This is a genomic window from Pseudomonas sp. GW822-FHT04H02 (assembly GCF_058800645.1).
The window spans coordinates 214,815-237,126 of sequence record NZ_JBXAMM010000001.1 but is presented as its reverse complement, the minus strand read 5'-3'; the positions used below and the strand labels follow the sequence as shown (position 1 = coordinate 237,126).

General features: G+C 62.7%; 19 protein-coding genes. 14 read left to right on the top strand and 5 right to left on the bottom strand.

All coding sequences use genetic code 11. The annotated features are described in order from the left end of the window. The first annotated feature begins 12 nt into the window (after positions 1-12). The 5 genes from AC1RMG_RS01150 to AC1RMG_RS01130 all read left to right on the top strand — a co-directional run bounded on the left by AC1RMG_RS01150 (position 13) and on the right by AC1RMG_RS01130 (position 4,025). Complete coding sequence (locus AC1RMG_RS01150) at positions 13-987, top strand: YVTN family beta-propeller repeat protein (RefSeq protein ID WP_377707577.1); 975 nt, start codon at positions 13-15, stop codon at positions 985-987. Continuing rightward, positions 984-1,742, top strand: coding sequence for an ABC transporter ATP-binding protein (locus AC1RMG_RS01145; RefSeq protein ID WP_103408176.1), 759 nt, complete (start codon positions 984-986; stop codon positions 1,740-1,742). Before AC1RMG_RS01150 ends, AC1RMG_RS01145 begins: the two co-directional genes overlap by 4 nt. Further along, complete coding sequence (locus AC1RMG_RS01140; RefSeq protein WP_493168040.1) at positions 1,739-2,530, top strand: ABC transporter permease; 792 nt, start codon at positions 1,739-1,741, stop codon at positions 2,528-2,530. The genes AC1RMG_RS01145 and AC1RMG_RS01140 overlap by 4 nt, the downstream gene beginning before the upstream one ends. Positions 2,531-2,762: 232 nt before the next feature. Further along, positions 2,763-3,305: a PQQ-dependent catabolism-associated CXXCW motif protein gene (locus AC1RMG_RS01135; RefSeq protein ID WP_011060505.1), complete on the top strand. Its 543-nt coding sequence runs from the start codon at positions 2,763-2,765 to the stop codon at positions 3,303-3,305. A gap of 54 nt (positions 3,306-3,359) precedes the next feature. Next, positions 3,360-4,025, top strand: coding sequence for a response regulator (locus tag AC1RMG_RS01130; protein WP_493168038.1), 666 nt, complete (start codon positions 3,360-3,362; stop codon positions 4,023-4,025). 94 nt (positions 4,026-4,119) lie between these two features. On the opposite strand, the gene nahK is transcribed toward AC1RMG_RS01130, so the two are convergent. From nahK to AC1RMG_RS01110, 4 genes are all read right to left on the bottom strand, one after another. Continuing rightward, a complete protein-coding gene (nahK, locus tag AC1RMG_RS01125) occupies positions 4,120-6,762 on the bottom strand; it encodes a hybrid sensor histidine kinase/response regulator NahK/ErcS' (RefSeq protein ID WP_493168036.1) in 2,643 nt (880 codons plus the stop codon). After that, positions 6,692-7,855 (bottom strand): nitric oxide-sensing protein NosP, encoded by a 1,164-nt coding sequence (gene nosP, locus AC1RMG_RS01120; protein ID WP_103408173.1) that lies wholly within the window; start codon positions 7,853-7,855, stop codon positions 6,692-6,694. The genes nahK and nosP overlap by 71 nt, the downstream gene beginning before the upstream one ends. Before the next feature lie 395 nt (positions 7,856-8,250). After that, positions 8,251-9,435, bottom strand: a complete 1,185-nt coding sequence (locus tag AC1RMG_RS01115; RefSeq protein ID WP_493168033.1) for a porin — start codon at positions 9,433-9,435, stop codon at positions 8,251-8,253. 224 nt (positions 9,436-9,659) lie between these two features. Then, positions 9,660-10,706: an Ldh family oxidoreductase gene (locus AC1RMG_RS01110; protein WP_493168031.1), complete on the bottom strand. Its 1,047-nt coding sequence runs from the start codon at positions 10,704-10,706 to the stop codon at positions 9,660-9,662. 131 nt (positions 10,707-10,837) lie between these two features. Between AC1RMG_RS01110 and AC1RMG_RS01105 the strand changes: the two genes are divergently transcribed. From AC1RMG_RS01105 to AC1RMG_RS01080, 6 genes are all read left to right on the top strand, one after another. Then, entirely contained in the window at positions 10,838-11,713 is an 876-nt protein-coding gene (locus tag AC1RMG_RS01105; protein ID WP_047285528.1) for a MurR/RpiR family transcriptional regulator, read from the top strand. A gap of 16 nt (positions 11,714-11,729) precedes the next feature. Continuing rightward, on the top strand, positions 11,730-12,482 hold the full coding sequence (locus AC1RMG_RS01100) for a transporter substrate-binding domain-containing protein (protein WP_123723547.1): 753 nt from the start codon (positions 11,730-11,732) through the stop codon (positions 12,480-12,482). Between the two features lie 86 nt (positions 12,483-12,568). Continuing rightward, complete coding sequence (locus AC1RMG_RS01095) at positions 12,569-13,288, top strand: ABC transporter permease (protein WP_011060497.1); 720 nt, start codon at positions 12,569-12,571, stop codon at positions 13,286-13,288. Continuing rightward, complete coding sequence (locus tag AC1RMG_RS01090) at positions 13,285-13,995, top strand: ABC transporter permease (protein ID WP_011060496.1); 711 nt, start codon at positions 13,285-13,287, stop codon at positions 13,993-13,995. The genes AC1RMG_RS01095 and AC1RMG_RS01090 overlap by 4 nt, the downstream gene beginning before the upstream one ends. 46 nt (positions 13,996-14,041) lie before the next feature. Then, positions 14,042-15,283 (top strand): NAD(P)/FAD-dependent oxidoreductase, encoded by a 1,242-nt coding sequence (locus AC1RMG_RS01085; RefSeq protein ID WP_493168028.1) that lies wholly within the window; start codon positions 14,042-14,044, stop codon positions 15,281-15,283. Positions 15,284-15,299: 16 nt separating this feature from the next. Then, complete coding sequence (locus tag AC1RMG_RS01080; protein WP_493168026.1) at positions 15,300-16,100, top strand: amino acid ABC transporter ATP-binding protein; 801 nt, start codon at positions 15,300-15,302, stop codon at positions 16,098-16,100. A 668-nt stretch (positions 16,101-16,768) separates the two neighbouring features. On the opposite strand, the gene AC1RMG_RS01075 is transcribed toward AC1RMG_RS01080, so the two are convergent. Beyond that, positions 16,769-17,335, bottom strand: coding sequence for a DUF6037 family protein (locus tag AC1RMG_RS01075; protein ID WP_493168754.1), 567 nt, complete (start codon positions 17,333-17,335; stop codon positions 16,769-16,771). Positions 17,336-17,902: 567 nt separating this feature from the next. Here AC1RMG_RS01075 and AC1RMG_RS01070 point away from each other — a divergent pair. The 3 genes from AC1RMG_RS01070 to AC1RMG_RS01060 all read left to right on the top strand — a co-directional run bounded on the left by AC1RMG_RS01070 (position 17,903) and on the right by AC1RMG_RS01060 (position 21,762). Then, positions 17,903-19,372, top strand: coding sequence for an SMEK domain-containing protein (locus AC1RMG_RS01070; protein ID WP_493168024.1), 1,470 nt, complete (start codon positions 17,903-17,905; stop codon positions 19,370-19,372). Continuing rightward, positions 19,362-20,777, top strand: a complete 1,416-nt coding sequence (locus AC1RMG_RS01065; RefSeq protein ID WP_493168022.1) for an argonaute/piwi family protein — start codon at positions 19,362-19,364, stop codon at positions 20,775-20,777. The genes AC1RMG_RS01070 and AC1RMG_RS01065 overlap by 11 nt, the downstream gene beginning before the upstream one ends. Before the next feature lie 703 nt (positions 20,778-21,480). Further along, positions 21,481-21,762, top strand: a complete 282-nt coding sequence (locus AC1RMG_RS01060; protein WP_493168020.1) for a hypothetical protein — start codon at positions 21,481-21,483, stop codon at positions 21,760-21,762. Positions 21,763-22,312: the final 550 nt, after the last annotated feature.

The following is a 22,312-nucleotide window of genomic DNA, read 5'->3' as shown; positions in this document are numbered from 1 at the left end:
AAGGAATCCGCCATGCGCCGCCCTCTTCTCTGCCGCTCCGTCCTGTGCGCGGGCCTGCTGCTCGCCGCCGGGCACGCCATGGCCGCCACGGCCTGGGTCTCCAATGAAAAGGACAACAGCCTGAGCCTGATCGACCTGCAGACCCTGGAAGTCACCCAGACCCTGCCGGTGGGCCAGCGCCCGCGCGGGCTGCTGCTGTCCCATGACAACAAGCTGCTGTACATCTGCGCCAGCGACTCGGACCGGGTCCAGGTGATGGACGTGGCGACCCGCAAGATCGTCAAGGAGCTGCCCTCCGGCAAGGACCCCGAGCAGTTCGCCCTGCACCCCAACAACCGCTGGCTGTACGTGTCCAACGAGGACGATGCGCTGGTCACGGTGATCGACACCGAGACCGCCAAGGTCCTCGGCCAGATCAACGTCGGGGTCGAGCCCGAAGGCATGGCGGTGAGCCCCGACGGCAAGTGGGCGGTGAACACCAGCGAAACCACCAACATGCTGCACTGGATCGACACCAGCACCCAGACCCTGGCCGACAGCACCCTGGTGGACCAGCGCCCGCGCTTCGTCGAGTTCAACCAGGACGGCTCAAGGCTTTGGGCCTCGGCGGAAATCGGCGGCACCGTGACCATCCTCGACGTGGCCACGCGCCAGGTGCTCAAGACCCTGAACTTCAAGATCAAGGGCGTGCACCCGGACAAGGTGCAGCCGGTGGGCATCAAGCTCAGCGCCGACGGCAAGTACGCCTTCGTCGCCCTGGGCCCGGCCAACCATGTGGCGGTGATCGACGCCAAGACCTACGAAATCCTCGACTACCTGCTGGTGGGGCGCCGGGTCTGGCAACTGGCATTCACCCCGGACCAGAGCCAGTTGCTGGCCACCAACGGGGTCAGCGGCGATGTTTCGGTGATCGATGTGAACAGCCTCAAGGTGCTCAAGTCGGTGAAGGTCGGGCGCTATCCCTGGGGCGTGGTGGTGACCCCATGAACGCCCTGGAGGTCAGCCAGCTGAGCTTCGCCTATGGCCCGCGCCAGGCCCTCGATCAGGTCAGCCTGAGCCTGGCTCCCGGGCGCTTCGCCGCGCTCTTGGGCCCCAACGGCGCCGGCAAGTCGACCCTGATCGCCCTGCTCACAAGGCTCTACGACCTGCAGCAGGGCGACATCCGCGTCGGCGGCTGCTCGCTGCGCAACGCCGCCCGCGCCGCCCTGCGCCAGCTCGGCGTGGTGTTCCAGCAAAGCACCCTGGACCTGGACCTGAGCGTGGAGCAGAACCTGCACTACCACGCCGCGCTGCACGGTTTGTCGCGGCGCCAGGGGCAGGCGCGGATCGACGCCGAACTGGCGCGCCAGGGCTTGAGCGAACGGCGCCGGGACAGTGTCCGCGCCCTCAATGGCGGCCACCGCCGACGGGTGGAGATCGCCCGCGCCCTGCTGCATGAACCGCGCCTGCTGCTGCTCGATGAAGCCAGCGCCGGCCTCGACCCCGCCAGCCGCCTGGCGCTCAACCGGCACATTCGCCAGCTGTGCCAGGAACAGCGTCTGAGCGTGCTCTGGACCACCCACCTGCTGGATGAGGTGCAGGCCGACGACCAGTTGCTGATCCTGCATCAGGGGCGCCTGGTGGCCAGTGGCGTGGCCGGCACCATCAGCCAGGAACAGGGCGGCGACCTGGGCACAGCCTTCGCCCGCCTGACCCAGAATCCCCAGCCACGCCCGGCCCCGATCGGAGAACCGCTCGCATGAACGCCTACTGGCAATGCCTGCGCGGCATCGTGCTGCGCGAATGGCTGCGCTTCGTGCTGCAGCGCACGCGTTTTCTCAGCGCCCTGGTGCGCCCGCTACTGTGGCTGCTGGTGTTCGCCGCCGGCTTTCGCGCGGCCCTGGGCATCGCCATCATCGAGCCCTACAGCACCTACATTCCCTACGAGGTCTACATCGTCCCGGGGCTGGGCTGCATGATCCTGCTGTTCAACGGCATGCAGGGCTCGCTGTCGATGGTCTACGACCGGGAAATGGGCAGCATGCGCGTGCTGCTCACCAGCCCCCTGCCCCGAGCCTTCCTGCTGGCCAGCAAGCTGCTGGCCACCTCGCTGATCTCGCTGCTGCAGGTCTACGCCTTCCTCGCCGTGGCCTGGCTGTATGGCGTGCAACCGCCGGCCATGGGCCTGCTGGCCGCGCTGCCGGCGCTGCTGCTGGTGGCCCTGATGCTCAGCGCCCTGGGGCTGCTGCTGTCCAACGCCATCCGCCAGTTGGAGAACTTTGCCGGGGTGATGAACTTCGTGATCTTCCCGCTGTTCTTTTTGTCCTCGGCGCTATACCCGCTGTGGAAGATGCTCGAAGCCAGCCCCTGGCTGTACTGGCTGTGCGCCCTCAACCCCTTCACCCACGCCGTGGAACTGGTGCGCTTCGCCCTGTACGAACGCCTCAACCTGCTGGCCCTGGCGGTGTGCCTGGGCCTGACCCTGGTGTTCTCCCTGCTGGCGGTGCTGACCTTCAACCCCCAGCACGCCGCCCTGCGCAAAAGCACCTGAGCCACCATCCTGCCACCCACCTCCACCCAACGTAGGAGCTGGCTTGCCAGCGAAGAGGCCCGCAATCCCAACGCCAGACCCCAGGCCCCTTTCGCCGGCAAGCCGGCTCCTACACAGCGCTTGCCCATGGGCGATCTACGACTTTGGTACTGCTTTTGCTGTCGATGGTCGCATTCACAAAAGCCCCTGCCCTGGCATGTAATGGGCCTATAACAAAAAGGATAAAAGCCTTATGCCCCGTGCCTTAGAGACCCTGGCCGCGCTAACCCTGAGCCTGGCGCTGGGCGCCGCCCATGCCGCTGCCCCGCTGTTTTCCGCCGAGGGCTATCGCACCAGCCTGTACCGCAGCCCGACCCCGCTGCAGATCGACCAGGGCCGGATCATCGACACCCCGGGCCTGCAAGAGCTGCTCAAGGAGCAACCGGCGCCCCTGCTGATCGACGTCTACCGTCGGCAATGGCTGCAGGGACGCTTCATCGACAGCGAGCCCCACGCCAACCTCCCCGGCAGCCACTGGCTGGCCAACACCGGCGACGGCGAACTGAGCCCCGAGTGGCAGGCCTATTTCGCCGGCAACCTGCAACGGCTGAGCCACGCCGACCCGCAGCGCGCCCTGGTGTTCTATTGCCGTGCCGATTGCTGGCTGAGCTGGAACGCGGTAAAACGCGCGGCAGCCCTGGGCTATAAGAACATCTACTGGTACCGCGACGGCCTGGATGCCTGGGAGGCCGCCGGCCTGCCCGTGGAGGCGGCCCGGCCGCAACCCTTTCCCTGAGCGCCGCAGCACGGCGTTGCCGCCCCCATAACCACAATAACGAGGTGAAAGGCCATGTATAAAATTCTGATAGCCGACGATCACCCACTGTTTCGCGAAGCCATCCACAACGTCATCAGCGACGGATTTCCCGGCAGCGAGGTGATGGAAACCGCCGACCTGGACAGCGCCCTGGCCCTGACCCAGGAACACGACGACCTCGACCTGATCCTGCTGGACCTGAACATGCCCGGCATGCACGGCCTCAACGGCCTGATCACCCTGCGCAACGAAGCGCCGACCATTCCGGTGGTGATCGTTTCCGCCGAGCAGGACAAGCAGATCGTGCTCCAGGCCATCACCTACGGCGCCGTCGGCTTCATCACCAAATCCTCGGCGCGCTCGCAGATGACCGACGCCATCGAACAGATCCTCAACGGCAACGTGTACCTGCCGCCGGACATCATCCGCACCCAGAAAAACCAACCGGGGCGGCGCAGCAGCGAGACCCCGAGCTTCCCCCCGGAACTGCTGCAGGCCCTGACCCGCAAACAGCTCTTGGTGCTCGAACGCATGACCAAGGGCGAATCCAACAAGCAGATCGCCTACACCCTGGACATTGCCGAAACCACGGTGAAGGCCCACGTCTCGGCGATTCTGCGCAAGCTCAACGTGCACAACCGGGTGCAAGCGATCCTGAGTGCCGGGGACATCGATTTCGGTGCCTACCTGCGCCGCTGAATTGCGCTGATCGTGCACCGACCCTGTAGGAGCCGGCTTGCCGGCGAAGGCGATCTTGCGGGCCCCTTCGCTGGCAAGCCAGCTCCTACGGTTGTCAGGGATGCCGCGTTGGGCTCAGCAGGTGGCTGATGGCGGTCTTGAGTTTCATCGGGCGCACGGGTTTGTGCATCAGGGTGTGGCCCAGCTGCCGCAGTTGCTGTTTGAGCTCGTTGCTGTAGTTGGCAGTGATCATCATCGCCGGGATCGCCAGGGCGCGACGGGCGTTGATTCGCGCTACCGCATCGATGCCGTTCTGTTGCTGGTCCAGGTGGTAGTCGGCAATCAGCAGGTCGGCCTCGGCGCGGTAGTCGTCGACCTGGCGCGCCAGGTCTTCTTCGGACAAGGCGGTGATCACCTGGCAGCCCCAGCCTTCAAGCAAGGTGCGCATGCCGGCGCAGATCGCCGCGTCGTTATCCAGCACCCAGATCCGCGCCCCCTGCAAACGCTCCAGCAGGGCGTCGCCCAGCTCCGGGCGCGGCGCTGGCAAGGGCGCGCTGGCGCTGATCGGCACCTGCACGCTGAACACCGAGCCGCGCCCCGGCCAGGAGCGCACGCCAATGCGGTGCCCGAGAATCCCGGCAATCTTCTCGACGATGGCCAGCCCCAGGCCCAGGCCGCGATCCTGGTCCGGGCGCTGTTCTTCGCCACGCTTGAACTCCTGGAAGATTTCCTCCAGGCGTTCGGCGGCGATACCCATGCCGCTGTCCCAGACTTCGATCGACAGCCAGCGCCCCTGGCGCCGACAGCCCAGCACCACCCGGCCCTGGCGGGTGTAGCGGATGGCGTTGCTCAACAGGTTGCGCAGAATCCGCGCCAGCAGCTGGATGTCGCTGCGCACCAGCGCCGAGCAGGCCACGAAGTGCAGTTCCAGGCCTTCGCTGCGGGCCACCTGGGCGTACTCGGCGGCGAGGTTTTCCAGCAGTTCGCTCAAGGCAAAGGGCGCGATATCGGCCTTGATCACCCCGGCATCGAGCTTGGAAATGTCCACCAGGGTGCCCAGCAGGTTTTCCACGTCTTCCAGGGAGTTGCTGACATTGCGCACCAGGGCGCTGCTGGCCTGGGGATCGCGACGCTCCAGCAAGGCGCTGGTGAACAGCCGCGCGGCGTTCAGGGGTTGCAGCAGGTCATGGCTGACCGCGGCGAGGAACTTGGTCTTCGACAGGTTGGCCCGTTCGGCCTCGGCCTTGGCCTCGCGCAGCCGCGATTCAACCCGGCTGCGCTCTTCGATTTCGCGCAGCAGCTGCTGGTTGAGGGTGGTCAGCTCGGCGGTGCGTTCGCGCACCCGCAGCTCCAGGTTCTGGTAGGCCTGATGCAGCGCCTCGGCGGTGCGCCGGCGCTCGGTGATGTCGCGGATCAGCACGAAGATCCCCACCACCTCGCCATTGGCCAGGCGGTTGGGCACGTAGGAGCGCAGCATGTAGCGCTCCTGATTGTTGATGTTGGTCTCGGCGAATTCGAAGGTCACGCTCTCCCCGGCCAGGGCCCGTTCCACATAGCTTTCCAGGCGCTGGTAGTGCTGCTCGCTGTGCACCTCGCGCAGGCTCTGGCCGAGCATCACGCCGCGGGGCCAGCAGTACCATTCCTCGTAGACCTTGTTGGTGAACTCATACACCAGATCAGCATTGAGGTAGGCGATCAGCGCCGGCACATGGTCGGTGATCAGGCGGATCCAGCGTTCGCTTTCGCTCAGGGCCTCGGCGTGCTGGTAGCGCTCGGTGATGTCGGTGAAGGTGTTGACGAAACCACCGGTGGGCAGCGGATGGGTGCGGATCTCCAGCACCCGGCCATCGCTCAGGCGTTGCTCGCATTCGTGGATCGGCCGGCCGTTGGCGTCGCGGCTGTCGGGGCTCAGCAGGCGCAGTTCGCTGTCGCCGATGACCTCGGCAAACAAGCGATGCGCGGCCACCGGGGCCAGCCCGCTGAGCTCCAGGAAGCGCCGGTTCCACAACTCCAGCACGCCCTCGGCGCTGACCATGGCCACGCCCTGGGACAGGTTGTCCACCGCCCGTTGCAGCAGGTGGGACTTTTGCGCCACCGCCTGTTCCCGGCGCAGGGTTTCGCTGTGCTTGACCTCGGTGATGTCGGTGAACAGGATCACCCGCCCGCCTTCCCGGGTCGGCCGCTCGCTGACCTGCAGCCAGCGGCCGTTATGCAGGCGATACAGCAACTGCTCGTCACCGCCACTGCGCGGTTCTTCGCTGAACAACCCGGTGCTGGTCAGCAACCTGCGCACTTCCGAGAGGCGCATGCCGGCCATGATCCGTACCCGGCTGTGGCTCCAGAAGGCACGGAAGCGGCTGTTGAACAGGACGATGCGCTGCTCCTGGTCGAACAGCACGAAGGCGTCGGAAATGCTCTCGATGGCATCGATCAGGTGCTGGTGTGCCGTCTCGGCCCGCAGCCGCGCTTCGCTGAGCAAATGGTTGCCGGCCTTGAGCTCGGCCATGGCCTGGTTCAGGGCGTCGGTGCGTTCGCGCACCTGCTCGGCCAGCACCACCGAATGCTGGAACGCCGCATAGGGGTCATTGCCCCGGGTGATGCCCGATTCGACCCGTTCGATCAGCGCGCTGTTGATCCGCCGCAGCTTGCGGTTCTCGCGCTGCAGGTCATCGAGCTGCACTTGCAGCTCAGCGGCGGGCCGGAGTTCGACTGCGGGCAATGGCGACCCCGGTGAAGGTCTGGTTGATGTGCATGCCATTGAACTGTTCTCCGTAGGTGTTGAAACCCATCACCCGCTGTTCCCGCAAAAAGGCCCCGATCTGCTCCAGGCTGCCCTGCCCCTCCAGCTCCAGGCGGCGCAAAAAACAGTCGCAGCCAATGGTCAGCAACAGCCCGCCGAGGCGCTGCTGCAAGCCGTCGAACAGCTGTTGCAGGTTGGGCAACAAGGGGCCGGGGGTCATGGCGGTGAGGACGATGCCGTTTTCCACCGCGCAGTAGAAACTCAGGCTCAGGTCCGGGTGCACCTGCTGCACCGCGCGCACGTAATAGTGCTGGTTGATGCGCACCGCCAGGGGGTGGGCGGCGAACACCCGATGGTCGAGCTGCGCCAGGGGCACGCCGATCAGCCGCGCGTACTCCTCGGCGGCGGGCTCGGCGTTGAGTTCATAGACCCGGCGCAAGGTACTGTCGGCGCCGGTGACCACCAGTTTTTCTTCCCGGGGCTGGATGTGGTGGGTGGTGAACACCTCGAAATCCAGCCAGGTGTTGACCAGCACCACCACCGCCGCGCCGCTGTGGAACTCGCCGCCGTAATACACGTGGGTGTGGGTCAGGTAGTTGTCATCGCCGGCCGAACCGCCGAAATGCGGAATGTCCCCCAGGGCCGCGCTGAGGGCGGCCAGGACCATTTCTTCGCGGCTCGACAGGCCGTCCAGCAGGGTCAGGGCGAAGCTGTTGCCCTTGATCGGCGCCAGGGTGTTGCTGCGGCAGCGGCCCACCAGGCGTTCGACCATCTGCTGGGCGTCGATCAGGCTGAAGTGCTCCATCTGGTCGATCAGTTCGGCGGCGATGGAAAAGTGCCGGTGATCGAAGCCGATGGCGGTCACGCAATTGCGTCCGTAGCCCAGGGGGGTGATTTCCCCGGCGCTGGTGCAGCCCACCAGGGGGATGCCGCCAAAGCTCTGCTGCAGGGCCGGGCCGAGGGTGTGCAGGGGGTATTCGGCGGAACAGAAGAACAGCACGAAGCCCAGGTGCGGATGCAGCAACTGGCTGGCCAGGTCCTGGGCCACCTGCTGCGGATCGACGGCCTGGGACATGGCGCTGACCACGCCCTCGCTCTGGGCTTGCTGCATCGTCGCCTCCGGCGCGGGTTGTCTGAGCAATGAGTGTACGAAGCCGGCCCCGGGGCACGAATGCTACTTGGGTAGCGGGTAGCCGGTTCCATGGGTGTAGGCGCTGGCTTGCTAGCGAAGGCGTCGGCCGGGCCGGTGCAAGGCTGGCGGGCCTTTTCGCCGGCAAGCCGGCTCCTACGGGAAATGCGCCAATGCGGAAAACAGGCGGGGAATGCGGGGCGCGACCTGCGTAGGAGCTGGCTTGCCAGCGAAGGCGTCGGCCGGCCTGGTGCAAGACTTGAGGGCCTATTCGCCGGCAAGCCGGCTCCTACGGGGAAGGCGCCGTCGCGGAAAATAAGCGGGGAATACGGGGCGCCGGCCCGGGCGCGATGCGCACGCCAGGGCCGGCGCTGGGGTTACCAGGTCAGCACGGCTCCCACGGCAAAGGTGTCGGTGTTTTCGTTCTGCGCGGTGGTGTGGTGGCCGTCGATCTCGAACTGGTTGTACTCGGCCACCAGCTTGAGGTTGTCGTTGATGTCGTGGAACAGCGCCACGCCCCGGGTCTGGTAGTCGGCGCCGCTGCCGACCACGCCGTTGCCATCGTCCTTTGTCTTGCCGTAGGACAGCGCCAGGCGGTTCTTGCCCACCTTGTACGAGCCCTGCAGCAGGTAGCCCTTGCTGTCGACATTGCGCAGGGTGGCCTCGCCGGCATTGTTGGTGAAGAACGGATTGATGCCCTTGGCCTGGAACCCGGAACCGGTCAGCGACAACCCGCCCATCTTGGCCTGCAGGCCATAGCCCAGGCCCTTGGAGGTCACCGACTGCACGTTGGGGTCGGTATTGTCGGAGGTCTGGTAGCTGCCGTTGAGCCAGCTGTAGAACTTGGCCCCGCCCAGGTCGAACTGGTAGGTGACCTCGCTCTCGGTGCGCGGGTTCTTCTGGTAGGCCTTGCCCAGGGCGCTGCTGTCGTTGGTGTCCACCGGGTCGAGGATGCCCAGCGCCACCCGTAGGCCGTCCATCACCGGGCTGCGGTAAGTGATCTGCGACGACGGAAAGGGATAGGGGTAACCGCTGCCGATGTTGCCGAACGACACCCCGCCGCCGTCCACCAGCCCCAGGCTGTCGCTGACCTGGCCGTACCCGGCAAGCATTTCATCGAGCAGGATGTTGGAACGGGCGAACAGGCCGAAGTCCTTGCCGATCAGCACCTCGCCCCACTCCGGGTTGGCCACGGTGCCGTAGAACTGGCGCACGTCGATGGCGGTGTCGGTGCCGTTGGTCTCGCTGTCGTTGATGGTCACCCAGAACGAGGCCCGGGCGCCGAGCTTGAGGTCGTCCACCTGCTTGCCCATGTTGAAACCCAGGTAGTTGGGCAGAAAGCCCATCTTCACCCGCGCCTGACGGCGGTCGTACTGCTCGCCGGCGCGGTCGACCTTGCTGTTGACGTAGAAGGCGTTGATGTAGCCGTCGGTGGAAAAGGTGGTCTGGTCCTTGTCGTACAGCATGATCTCGGCTTCGGCGACAGAGCCCAGGCCAAGGGTCGACAGGCCGACAAGCAGGGCCGGAATCAGAGGGTACTGGCAGTTCTTATTGTTATGCATGGCGCGCTCCGCAAACGGGGGACGAAATGTCGGAGGCGATTATCGAAACGCGCCAAGGCCGCCCATAGGCTGCCTTGGGGGCAAGTTCACGGTGCTTTGGAGGGGCTGGCAGGGACCGGCAAATCCGATCCACGACCGGCCCGCTACCGGGCCCACTACCTGGAGTAACACCAAGGGCTCATGGACCCGGGTGCGAAGGGATGAAGTCCTTAGTCGTCGCCCGTTCAGTCGTCGCCCGCCAGGGCCCGCAGCCGCGCCAGTTCGGCGGCGGCCAGGGGAATACCTTCTTGCAGGGACTTGGCTCGGGTGCGGTAGCGCCGATCCCCCGGCATGCGCTCCAGGCCCACGGCCTGCATCTGCCGCACCAGTTCGCCGCTGCGCTGGGCAAAACGCCCGCCGCCCAGGTGGTTGGGGTCGATGACGATCAGCAGTTGCCCGGTCCAGGGCGTTTGCGCCCCGGGGTGTTGCGACCAGTCGAACTCGAAGGAGAAGTTGCCGCCAGTGAGCGCCGCCGCCAGCAGCTCCACCATCATCGACAGCGCCGAGCCCTTGTGCCCGCCAAAGGGCAGCAAGGCGCCACCGTCGAGAATCGCTGCCGGGTCGCAAGTGGGCTGGCCGTCGCGGTCCACCCCCATGCACGGTGGCAACTGCTGGCCCTGGCGCTTGGCGATCTGCACATCGCCGTGGGCGATGGCGCTGGTAGCCAGGTCGAAAACGATGGGCTCGGCGCCTTCGCGGGGTGCGGCAAAGGCAATCGGGTTGGTGCCGAACAGCGGGCGCTGGGCGCCGTGGGGCACCACGCAGGTCATGCTGTTGACCAGGCTCAGGGCCACCAGGCCTTCTTCGGCGAAGGGCTCGACATCCGGCCACAGGGCGGCGAAATGGTGGGAATTGCGAATCGCCAGGACCGCGATCCCGGCGCTGCGGGCCTTGCTCAACAGCAGCGCGCGGGCCGCCGCCAGGGCCGGCTGGGCAAAGCCGCCGCCGGCGTCCACCGCCACCACGCCGGGGGCCACATCCTCCACTTGCGGCAGCGCCTGCCCATTCACCCAGCCACTGGCCAGGGACGACAGGTAACCGGGAATGCGGAACACCCCGTGGCTGTGGGAACCGTCGCGCTCGGCGCGGGCGCAGTTGTCGGCCAGCACCCGGGCCACTTCGGCAGAGGTGCCGTGGCGAAGAAAAATGCGTTGCAGCAAGTCGGTCAAGGCAGGCAGGTCGAGGTACTCGACGGGTGCCTGCGCCAGGGTCGCCTGGTTCGCTTCGGTCATTGCAGCTCCATTGGAATTGTTATTGGAAGGTGCCTGACTATCGCGTCACGCCAGTTAACTGTCAAATGTTGACTTCATGACAGAAAACATTCATTTTCCATTGTCAACGGCCCACAAGAATGAAAACAACCATGAGCCAACCCATCAAGCAACGCCTTGAAAGCAGCCTGTCCAGCGCCACCGCGTCGGGCCGGGCGATTGCCAGCTACATGCTGGCCAACCTCTATGAACTGCCCTTCCAGACCGCCGCCGACATCGCCGAAAAACTCGGCGTCAGCGAATCCAGCGTCGGCCGTTTCTGCCGCGCCATCGGCTACAGCCATTTCAAGGACCTGAAAAACGACCTGAAGAACGACCTCGGCGAAGGCCCGTGGCTGGTGGGCGACCGCCTGCAGGAATTTCGCCAGCAGCCCAACCCGGCGGCCCAGGGCCTGCCCCGCAGCTTCGAGCTGGAAGTGGCGGCGCTGGTCAAGGTCTACGAATACAGCCTGACCCCGGCCTGGCAGACCGTGGTCCAGCGCCTGGCCAGCCGGCGCCGGGTGTACGTGGCGGGGTTCCAGACCGAGCGCGGCATCGCCGCCTCCATGGTCCACCTGCTGCAATACCTGCGTGATGGCGTGCACCTGGTGGACGGCGCCGCCGGGCATTTCGCCGACGTACTGCTGAGCCCCGCCGAGGACTGCGCCCTGGTGGTGTTCGAGGCCCGGCGCTACTCGCGCCACGCCCTGACCCTGTGCCACAAGGCCCGCGAGGCCGGCATTCCGGTGACCCTGGTCACCGACACCTTCTGCGACTGGGCCGAGCAGAACGCCGACGAGGTGTTCCGCGTGCCCACTGAATTCAACCTGTTCTGGGAGTCCACCGCGGCCATGCTGTCGCTGGTGCACCTGTTGGTCAACGAGGTGTGCAAGCACCTGGGACCCGAGGTGGAAAAACGCCTGGAAGCCACCGCTGCCCTGCATAACGAGTTTGTTGGCTACACATCGTCCGCCCGACCAAAACAATAAATAACCGAGGTGCTCCATGAACAACGTCCTCCGCTTCGCCGGCGCTTGCGCCCTGGTCATCGCCGCCTCCACGGCCCAGGCCGAAACCCTGAAGATCGCCACCGAAGGCGCCTACCCGCCCTTCAACTACGTGGACTCCAACAACCAGCTGCACGGCTTTGATGTGGACATCGCCAACGCCCTGTGCGAGCGCATGAAGGTCGAGTGCCAGATCGTCGCCCAGGACTGGGAAGGCATCATCCCGGCGCTGCTGGCGAAGAAATACGACGCCGTGGTGGCCTCGATGATCGCCACCGACGAACGCAAGAAGAAGATCGCCTTCAGCAACCACTACTACCGCACCCCGCTGTCGGTGGCGGTGCCCAAGGACTCGGACATCACCGACGCCCAGACCAACTTCAAGGGCCGCACCGTGGGCGCCCAGGCCTCCTCGACCCAGGCCATCTACGCCGAGGACCACTACGGCCCGGCCGGTGCCGACGTGAAGTTCTACCCGACCCTGGACGAAGCCAACAGCGACCTGGCCGCCGGTCGCGTGGACGGGGTGATCGCCGACAAGTTCCCGCTGCTGGCCTGGGCTGAAAGCACCGGCAAGGATTGCTGCAAGATCATCGGCGACGTCAACGGCACCACCGCCGACGCTTCCATCGCCGTGCGCAAGGAAGACAACGCCCTGCGCGAGCGCCTGAACAAGGCCCTGGACGAGATCGTTGCCGACGGCACCTACAAGAAAATCTCCAGCCGCTACTTCGCCTTCGACATCTACTGACCGCCCGCCTTTGCCGCTGCCCTTGCCCCGCGTTCCCTTGAGCGCGGCGGCGCCCTGCACGGTTCAATTTTCCAGAGGGTTCGCGCATGTTCGAACAGCTGTCACTCCTGTCCTTCGCCAGCGGCGGCTGGGGCTCGGCCTTGCTCGCCGGGGCCCTGGTGACCATCGCCCTGGCACTGGCCTGCGTGCCCATCGGCCTGCCCCTGGGCCTGGCCGTAGCCCTGGCCGCGCGCTCGAAAAACCGCTGGGCGCGGGCCTGGGCCACGACCTTTTCCACGGTGTTTCGCGGCCTGCCGGAGCTCTTGACCCTGCTGATCATCTACTACGGTTGCCAGATTGCCGCGCAGAAGATCCTCGGCGCCCTGGGCTACCCCGGTGAAGTGGCGATCAACACCTTCGTCGCCGCGATGATCGCCTTCAGCCTGGTGTTCGCCGCCTTCTCCAGCGAGATCTGGCTGGCCGCGTTCAAGACCCTGCCCAAGGGCCAGTACGAAGCCGCCCGCGCCCTGAGCCTGTCGCGGCGCACCACCTTCAACCGGGTGCTGCTGCCGCAACTGACGCGCATCGCTCTGCCGGGGCTCTCCAACAACTGGCTGTCGCTGCTCAAGGACACCTCCCTGGTGTCGACCATTTCCCTGGTGGACCTGATGCGCCAGACCAACCTCGCGGTCAGCGTGACCAAGGAACCCATGCTGTTCTACAGCGTGGCCTGCTTTGGCTACCTGTTCTTCTCGGCGCTGTCGGGGCACCTGTTCAGCTTTCTTGAACGGCGCTTCAACCGTGCGCAACGGAGCCTGCAGCCATGAACCTGGATGACCTGCTGAACCTGTTCCTCAACCAGGAACTGCTGGAACGCTACGGCCCGCGCTTTATCGACGGCCTGCTGGTGACCGCCAAGCTGGTGGCGATTTCCTTCAGCCTGGGCGCCGTGCTCGGCCTGCTGATTGCCCTCGGGCGGCTGTCCAGCAATCGTTTCCTGCGGCGCTTCACCGGGGCTTATGTGTACTTCTTCCGTGGCTCGCCGCTGCTGGCCCAGCTGTTCATGCTGTATTACGGCCTGGGTTCGTTCAAAGGCTTCTGGCAGGACGTGGGCCTGTGGTGGTTCTTCCGCGACGCGTGGTTCTGCACCCTGCTGGCCTTCACCCTGAACACCGCCGCCTACCAGGCGGAGATCCTGCGCGGCAGCCTGCTGGCCGTAGCCCAGGGCCAGCGCGAAGCCTGCAAGGCCCTAAGCCTGTCGCGCTGGACCGCATTTCGCAAAGTGATACTGCCGCAGTCGCTGCTGATCGCCATCGGGCCTCTGGGCAACGAGCTGATTTTGATGATCAAGGCCAGCGCCATCGCCTCCCTGGTGACCATCTACGACCTGATGGGGGTGACCAAGCTGGCCTTCTCCCGCAGCTTCGATTTCCAGATCTACCTGTGGGCCGCGGTGCTCTACCTGCTGATCGTCGAAGTGGTGCGGCGCAGCCTCAAGTACCTGGAAGGCCGCCTGGGCCGGCACCTGAACTGAACCCTTGAGCGGGCCGCCCCGCGGCCCCTGTCATAAGGACTGAAACATGCATTGCCAAACCCTCGTCCTGGGCGCCGGAATCGTCGGCGTCAGCAGCGCCCTGCACCTGCAGGCCCGCGGCCGCCAAGTGGTCCTGCTGGACCGCCAGCCCCCGGGCAACGGCACCAGCCACGGCAACGCCGGGCTGATCGAACGCGCCAGCGTGATTCCCTACGCCTTCCCCCGGGAAGTGACCAAGCTGGTGCGCTACGGCCTCAACCAGCAATCGGACGTGCGCTACAGCCTGCGCCACCTGCCCAAGGCCGGCCCCTGGCTGCTGCAATACTGGCGCCACTCCTCACCCAAGGGCCTGGCCGCCGCCACCCGCGCCATGCTGCCGCTGATCGAGCGTTGCGTCACCGAACACCTGGCCCTGGCCCGCCCGGCCAACATGCTGGAGCTGATCGCTGACGGCGGCTGGCTCGAAGCCTTCAACGACCAGCAGGCCTTCGACTTCGCCCAACGCGCCGCCGCCGAACTGCGCGACTACCAGCTCAACTACCGGGTACTGGACCGCGCCGAATTGCTGGCCCTGGAACCCGGCCTGCACCCCGAAGTAGTAGGCGGCCTGCACTGGCTCGACCCCAAGACCGTCAGCGACCCCGGCGGCCTGACCCGCGGCTACGCCGAACTGTTCAAGCAGCGCGGCGGCCAATTCGTCATCGGTGATGCCCTGACCCTGACCCAGATCGAAGGCGGCTGGCAGGTGCACAGCGAACTCGGCCCGATCAGCGCCCAGGAAGTGGTGGTGGCCCTCGGCCCGCAAGCCAGCGGCCTCTTCGAGCCCCTGGGCTACCGCATTCCCCTGGCGATCAAGCGCGGCTACCACATGCACTACGCCGCCGTGCCCGGCACCCGCCTGCAGCACCCGATCCTCGACCCGGTAGGCGGCTACGTCCTGGCGCCGATGGTCGGCGGCATCCGCCTGACCACCGGCATCGAATTCGCCGACTGCGACGACCCGATCAACGAAATCCAACTGCGCCGCTGCGAAGCCCTGGCCCGCCGCTTCTACCCCCTGGGCGAACGCCTAGACGCCGAACCCTGGCTGGGCCGCCGCCCGTGCCTGCCGGACATGTGCCCGGTGATCGGCCCCGCCCCGCGCCACCCTGGCCTGTGGTTCAACTTCGGCCATGCCCACCACGGCCTGACCCTGGGCCCGGTGAGCGGCCAACTGCTGGCGCAGATGGTCACCGGCGAAACGCCCTTCACCGACCCCACCCCCTACCGCGCCGAGCGCTTCAACTGACCGACGGAGAACCGCCATGCAGACCCAGACCGCCCCGCTTCCCGCCGCCTCCCAAGCGCCCGCCCAACCCGTTGCCGACCCGCGTGAAGTGGTGATCGATATTGCCGGGCTGAACAAGTTCTACGGCGCCTTCCACGTATTGCACGACATCGACCTCAAGGTGCGCCAGGGCGAACGCATCGTCCTCTGCGGGCCTTCCGGCTCCGGCAAATCGACCCTGATCCGCTGCATCAACCGCCTGGAGATTGCCGAAAAAGGCCAGATCCTGGTGGACCGCACCGACCTCTCGCAAAACACCCGCGAAGCCGCCCAGGTGCGCAGCCAAGTGGGCATGGTGTTCCAGCACTTCAACCTGTTCCCGCACATGAGCGTGCTGGACAACTGCACCCTGGCACCGATGACCGTGCGCGGGTTGTCGCGGAAAAAGGCAGAAGAGTTGGCGCGGGGGTTTCTGGCCAAGGTGGGCATCGAGAACCAGGCGAATAAATACCCGAGCCAGCTTTCTGGCGGGCAGCAACAGCGTGTGGCGATTGCAAGAGCGTTGTGCATGGAGCCGAAGATTATGTTGTTTGATGAACCGACTTCGGCGCTGGACCCGGAGATGGTGAGTGAGGTGTTGGATGTGATGGTGAAGCTCGCCGGCAGCGGCATGACCATGTTGTGTGTGACCCATGAGATGGGGTTTGCGCGGCAGGTGGCGGAGCGGGTGTTGTTTTTGGATGGGGGGCGGATTGTGGAGGATGCACCGCCGGAGGCGTTTTTTGGCGCGCCGAAGAGTGAGAGGGCTAAGGCGTTTCTTGCGCAGATTGTGCATTGAGATTGGAGGGCATATCCGTTGCTGCGGGTGCTGCCACTGGCGGTTTCGCTCTTACAGCGAGTCACTTTGAAACCCGGAATGCCGGCCAGCCCAAAGTAACCAAAGGCTCCTGCCCCTCCACTCGGTGCCTCGCCTAGGCTCGGCATGCCCTCACTCCGGCATTGATCCGTGGGTCGCCGCCACAGGCCATCCATGGCCTGGGGCGGCTAACCCGGCGTCCTGCCGGGTTACCCACGGCTCAATGCCTGCGTTCGGCCATCGTGTCTAAGGGGGCAGGAAGATCAAAAGCCAAAGCAAGAGCAAAAGCAGACGGCGGCCTACCGGCCGGCCTGTTTTATTGCTGCTCGCGTTCTCTGTAGGAGCTGCCGAAGGCTACGAACGAATGCGAAGCGGGCGTAGCGATCTCAATGGTGGCGTTTACTTATCTGATTCAATCAACAACCGAAATCGACCTCTAGCCAAGCCACGCAGTAACGCCGGAATCTGCCAGTGCGAAAAGAAGATCAACCGCTGCAACACCTGGAGCAACGTCTAAAACCAGAGATCGGTGATCTGACCATCAACCGTTTTTTGTGGGAGCCAGTTCAGTTCGGCCCCTCATTGCCTGCCACTGCGACTAAGACAAACTCAGCCCCCCCAACTGACTGTTAAATCGCGCGACGGTGGGCCTAGACTTTCCAAACCCCACCTGTATCGGTAGCACTCCATCGCGACGAGGCATTTCGCTCGCGGCTGTGGCGCGCAGCCTCCGACCCGAGCAGCAATAGTGTCTTGTGCTGATTTTCCTCGCTGGGACGTCGACCGCTCTCCTCCTTCCAGTAAATCCAAGCGTTGAAATAGGGCTTCTCGCGCTCCTCGGTGATGTCAGGACGCAGGCGTAAAATTTCAGAAGGCTTGGGGTTGGCCCGCACAGTAGCTTGCGTCGGAATGGCTTGGTTCAGTTGCGCCAGGAAATCTTTGGGCTTCAACGGCTCACCACTCGTCCCGTCCGACCGAAGCACCGCGACCAAGTCGCCATACATGTCACCCAGGTAGTCCCGGATTCTGTAGCCGTTGAGCACTTCGAAGCGGAAGAAACCCCGTGTTTCGCCACGGGCGGTGAGTGTCAGGACAAACGGAGTGTCGCGGGTAGAGAAGAGGCAATCAAAGCTCGCGGCGCCCGTTATCACCAAGAACTGCTGCATGTCACTACCAATTGAAATCATGCTTCGATGAAGCAGCCTCAGAGACGTCATTTCCATCCAGCCCTACCTCGCAGAGAACCTCGAGCTAGAGATGATGGCGAGGTCAAACAAGATGAGCAAGCCAAGTGCCACCACTCACATACTAGACCTTAGCCGCACTCCAATAGACTAGTGCAGTTCCCTTCGGACGCTGCACCCGCCGCGGAATAGGCACCTGCAACGGGTACAGGTCATGGAGAGTTCAATCTCACCAATGCGTGATGAGATGGATTAATTTCAGAAGTGCGGCCCACATGCTGAGGACACCCGAAATGGCTTTTACATGCGCCACCATTTCTCGGCCTTGGGCGGTTAGGCCCATCTACAAGGGGCTAATCAGTGAGCCTTGATTTAGTTTTTCAGCTCTTGTGCACCCAATACCAGCGTAGCCACCTCATCTGACCAACATTGAATTGCCTGCCAAGTGCAGCCGTACAGAAAGGGGTTAGCAATCCCCCCAGAACAGACGCTCATTCCATGGTGGTACAATGCCACTTCCTGTGGCCTGGAATAGGCCCAGCGGCCTCAGCTCTCGTATCAGCACCACTATCGATTCGGTCAATAGGGAAGTGTCTAGCATTGAGACAGTTAGAGATTGAGAATGAACTAAGGGATGTCGTCAGCAGAATCATTAATCAGGTTGACCTATCAACCAAACAAGGCAGGCTTGACATCAACCTGTCGCTGGAAGATGCGTTGATTCCGATCCTGAAAGCGGCATACAACCTACCCAACCTGATCAACCTCAATAGGCGGCAGAAAAACTTCCCCGGCATCGATCTGGGTGATGACCATGACCGTGTCGCCTTCCAGGTTACCGCCACCACTTCCCTGGAAAAGGTCAAAAAGACCTTGACCCACTTCGTCGACAAGCAGTTCTACAACACGTTTGATGAACTGTATGTTTTGATGCTGACCAATAAGCAGGCTTCTTACAGCCAGTCCGCGATTGACGCCATCACAAATGGAGCATTCGAGTTTTCGACGAAGAACCATATCATTGATCTTGGCGACATCCTGGCCAAAGTGTCCGGGCTTCGCATCCCCGCTCAGGATCGGGTGCTGAATGACTTCAAGATCATCTTGGGGGACATCAAGGCATACCTGGACTTCAATACTGAGGAAGGCCTTCAATCTCACACACTGACTTCCAACCTCATTGCGGTAACACCGCCTGAAACAATATACGTCGCCGAACTGTTGCTGAATGAAGCCTCAATCCTTGAGCAAGCCCGCGAACACCTGAACTTCAGAAAAAATAGCTGCTCCAGGCAAAGCCTTGTAAAGATGGCTCTACTACTCAATGGATCTGGCACGGATGACTGGGTAGTTTTCGAGAATCGAATCTTCACCTTCGAGGAAATCAACAACTCCAGCATCCGACATATTGTTGATGTCGGCACCATTGAAGCACTTGAGTCCCGAGACCTCTCCGAGTCTGAGATCGACGACAACATCAATATTTTCAAGATACTCCTAAATAATCATGTACGTGAGATCGTCAAGCCTCACAACATCGTGTACGACCGCCGAGACAAGTTCTATTTCTTCAAGCCCCACAACCCAGACGATGAAGGCCGCAAAGAAGACTGGATAGGAAAAAAGAAATCAACCCGTCGAGTGTACGAGAAGGTAATGTCCAAGCGAGAACCCACGCGGCTCGCCCATCATGTTCATTTGTCATTCGAACTGAGCTTTACTAGCATTGCGCAGCAGTGGTATGCACTCGTTGTGCCAAGCTGGCTTTATACCTATGACGGAAATCGCAAGTCTCGCTTCCATGAAGATTTGCTATCAAAACAAAAAAGACTTGAGTTCAACCAAAGCGTACGAAACATTGTTCGATTCTTGGCCTACTACTTACGCTCAACCAATAATCTCACTACTAACGCTTCGCCTAATAATTCTGCCTCGACTCCTGCCCTAGACAGATCAGCGGATGAAATAGAATTCTTCGGCGAGTTATTAGAGATCACTTGCGAAGAAAAATTGGTAGACGGCGAACAAGTCGGCGCTGAATTTGATGAGGAGTTAGCCCTTGAAGATTAAAATCCTCAAAGAGCCAATGCTGGAGTTCGGAAACGGCGCGCACATATGCCCTAGGACGGGAATCGAAACCCTGGGAGTTTATGACAAACGCGATGAGCTGCGACGTAGCGAGTTACGCATTGGCATCGTCGGACGCGGTGAAGGTGTTGATCTCCTGGATGAATGGCTGGACAAATGCAAACGCGGAATCGTCGGAAAAGAAGAAACCAAGTTTCCTAATCTGTTCAGGGGGTTTGGTGGCGTGGATGAATACCATGGGTTCTACACCAAAATCCTGTCCTCTCCCCAGTACACACGTACCCTGCAGAAATCAGAAATCAACAACATATCGCAGATCACGGCCCGTGAAGACCGTGTAGTGAAGTGCGTTGAGCTCTACTACGAGCAGATCCGATTTCTGTCCGAGAACCGCTCCATCGACGTGATAGTCTGTGTTGTCCCAAATGACATCTTCGACTCTCTGACCAAGGCGACTGGGGAGAAAGATACCGAGTCGCTCGAAGCCTACCTGGAACACAACTTCCGCCGACTTCTGAAAGCGCGCTGCATGCACCTCGGCATTCCCCTGCAGCTCGTTCGCGAGAAGACCATCCTGTCCGTCAAACCCTCGATCGATCAGCAAGATCTCGCCACCAAGGCCTGGAATTTCTGCACCGCCCTCTACTACAAGGGCAACCGCACTGTGCCGTGGCGGTTGGTCGAGGACAAGTTCAAGCCCAAAACCTGCTACATCGGGATTGGGTTCTACAAGAGCCGGGATGGCGAAACCGTCTCGACCAGCCTGGCTCAAGTGTTCGACGAGTTCGGCCATGGAGTCATTCTGCGCGGTGCACCAGTGTCCCTGGACAAGCGGGACAGGCGCCCTTACATGGACGAATCTCAGGCCTACGAACTGCTCAACAGCGCATTGGCGGAATATGAAAAAGCGCTGATGCAGAAGCCTGCTCGCGTCGTTATCCACAAGTCCAGCCAGTTCAGGCCTACCGAAGTATCAGGGTTTTCTAGGGTGCTGGATGCCAAGGGGATCAGGACAAAAGACCTGGTGTCGATCACATCCACCGATATCCGGCTGTTCAGCGACAAGAACTACCCACCAAACCGGGGGACACTGCTGAGCCTATCGGAAACTCAGGGCGTGCTCTACACGAAGGGGATTGTCGACTTCTACAAGACGTACCCAGGTATGTACATCCCAAGCCCGCTGCGCGTGGAAACGTTCGAAAGCGACTCATCCCTGGAAGACCTGTGCAAGGAGATCCTTGGTCTGACCAAGATGAACTGGAACAACACCCAGCTTGATGGACGCCTACCCATCACTTTGGAGTGCGCCAACAAGGTCGGGGACATCATGAAATACGTGGCTACCTCGGAGAAGCCACAGGTCAGCTATAGCTTTTACATGTGATGTCTTTAGGCCCTTCAGCTCTGGGGCATCAGACATGCCAGACAGGACGGGAATCAACAACCTTGAACTTCGGGCAACGGCACTCTCAACTGTAGTCCTTGGATAAGCGAAGGTGGCTCATCGGCACTTGGGGCCTGGCAAGCGGAGCGCGCAGGCGTGAGGATCGAAGCCCGCAGAGCCAAGCCTGGCCATTCATGGCCAGGCTTGGCTTGCGAGAGCCGCCCCGGAGCGGGCACGCCCTACAAGTCCTTCTAGTGTCGTCTATCGGCACTGCCGCCCCAGCCGGCGATGGTCAATCGCCCTTGGAGCGCAACAGCGGCGCCAGTGCCTGGGTATATTCAGCTCTTTGGGGTGGGCACCGCCATTGAGGATCCACAACCAGAAGCTCATCACATACCTGCCGTGACCATTGCTATCGTCATGACACACCGCCTCAAACATCCTCATCGGCACACGGTTGTACTGCGCAAACTCTCCCCTTATAGTTCGCCCCTCGCAGCAACATCCGCGGCGACCTTGGCCGGTCGAATTACAACGCAGCATCAGCGTCCACAACACCTTTGCAGTCGCCTTTCCGGTGCCCGCGACAGGATGTTATGGCGACTGTGCGCGGTGATTCTCCGGTCGTCATAGGCGCGCACAGCGGCCATTTTCTTCGTCGTCGGCAACCCAGGTGATTGCTCCATAAACAGGAGCTGTACCGATGATTGACCAGCCACTCTCGCGCTTTACCGCCGTCGACACCCACGACGCCAACCAAGCTGTTTTCTACCTCGACACCCACGCCTCTCTGAGCGATCTGGCCAGCAGTGCGGCCCATCGTTTCACTGTGGTGCGGGATCTGATGGACACGCTGTCCACGCTTAACCTGAAAGACATTGCCGACTGCGACCTGACGCGGGTCACCCGAGGGGTGCATCTGCTCACCCGGGAGGGCTGCGCGGTGCTGGAGGTGATTCAGTGGCGAACAGCGCAAGAGCCTTGAACGCCATTGAACTCAACAAGCGCGTAAAACGCGCTGGGCTTTGCTTTGGCTTTTGATCTGGCTTTTGATTTTCCTGGCTATTCAGGAAGCCGAGCGCAGGCGTCAGCAAGAGCTGATGTATGGCTTATGGGCCAATTCGCCGGCAAGCCGGCTCCTACGAAAGCGCGTAAAACGCGCTCGGTTTTGCTTTGGCTTTTGATCTTGCTCTTGATCTTCCTGCCCCCTCCAGAAGGCCGAACGCAGGCGTTGCGCAGGGGGCAGCTCGGCATGGATGCCGAGCTAGCCGCCATCAGGCCATGGATGGCCTGTGGCGGCGGGCCCCCGGAGCAATGCCGGAGTGAGGGGACGCCGAGCCTAGGCGAGGCGCCGGATGCGGGGGCAGGAGCCCTTTGCTTACTTTGGGGCTTTTCCAAAGTGAGTCGCTGTAAGAGCGAAACCCTAAGCAGCCGTGACCGCAGCAACGGATATGTACACAGAACCGTATGCAGCCAGGTGAAAAGCATCGGCAGGTTTGGCGAGGACTGCGTCCTCGTGCGCAGCCTCGCTGCGC

Coding starts and splice junctions, on each gene's coding strand:
- AC1RMG_RS01150 (WP_377707577.1), top strand. CDS start 13: ATGCGCCGCCCTCTTCTCTGCCGCTCCGTCCTGTGCGCGGGCCTGCTG.
- AC1RMG_RS01145 (WP_103408176.1), top strand. CDS start 984: ATGAACGCCCTGGAGGTCAGCCAGCTGAGCTTCGCCTATGGCCCGCGC.
- AC1RMG_RS01140 (WP_493168040.1), top strand. CDS start 1,739: ATGAACGCCTACTGGCAATGCCTGCGCGGCATCGTGCTGCGCGAATGG.
- AC1RMG_RS01135 (WP_011060505.1), top strand. CDS start 2,763: ATGCCCCGTGCCTTAGAGACCCTGGCCGCGCTAACCCTGAGCCTGGCG.
- AC1RMG_RS01130 (WP_493168038.1), top strand. CDS start 3,360: ATGTATAAAATTCTGATAGCCGACGATCACCCACTGTTTCGCGAAGCC.
- nahK (WP_493168036.1), bottom strand. CDS start 6,762: ATGGCATGCACATCAACCAGACCTTCACCGGGGTCGCCATTGCCCGCA.
- nosP (WP_103408173.1), bottom strand. CDS start 7,855: ATGCAGCAAGCCCAGAGCGAGGGCGTGGTCAGCGCCATGTCCCAGGCC.
- AC1RMG_RS01115 (WP_493168033.1), bottom strand. CDS start 9,435: ATGCATAACAATAAGAACTGCCAGTACCCTCTGATTCCGGCCCTGCTT.
- AC1RMG_RS01110 (WP_493168031.1), bottom strand. CDS start 10,706: ATGACCGAAGCGAACCAGGCGACCCTGGCGCAGGCACCCGTCGAGTAC.
- AC1RMG_RS01105 (WP_047285528.1), top strand. CDS start 10,838: ATGAGCCAACCCATCAAGCAACGCCTTGAAAGCAGCCTGTCCAGCGCC.
- AC1RMG_RS01100 (WP_123723547.1), top strand. CDS start 11,730: ATGAACAACGTCCTCCGCTTCGCCGGCGCTTGCGCCCTGGTCATCGCC.
- AC1RMG_RS01095 (WP_011060497.1), top strand. CDS start 12,569: ATGTTCGAACAGCTGTCACTCCTGTCCTTCGCCAGCGGCGGCTGGGGC.
- AC1RMG_RS01090 (WP_011060496.1), top strand. CDS start 13,285: ATGAACCTGGATGACCTGCTGAACCTGTTCCTCAACCAGGAACTGCTG.
- AC1RMG_RS01085 (WP_493168028.1), top strand. CDS start 14,042: ATGCATTGCCAAACCCTCGTCCTGGGCGCCGGAATCGTCGGCGTCAGC.
- AC1RMG_RS01080 (WP_493168026.1), top strand. CDS start 15,300: ATGCAGACCCAGACCGCCCCGCTTCCCGCCGCCTCCCAAGCGCCCGCC.
- AC1RMG_RS01075 (WP_493168754.1), bottom strand. CDS start 17,335: ATGACGTCTCTGAGGCTGCTTCATCGAAGCATGATTTCAATTGGTAGT.
- AC1RMG_RS01060 (WP_493168020.1), top strand. CDS start 21,481: ATGATTGACCAGCCACTCTCGCGCTTTACCGCCGTCGACACCCACGAC.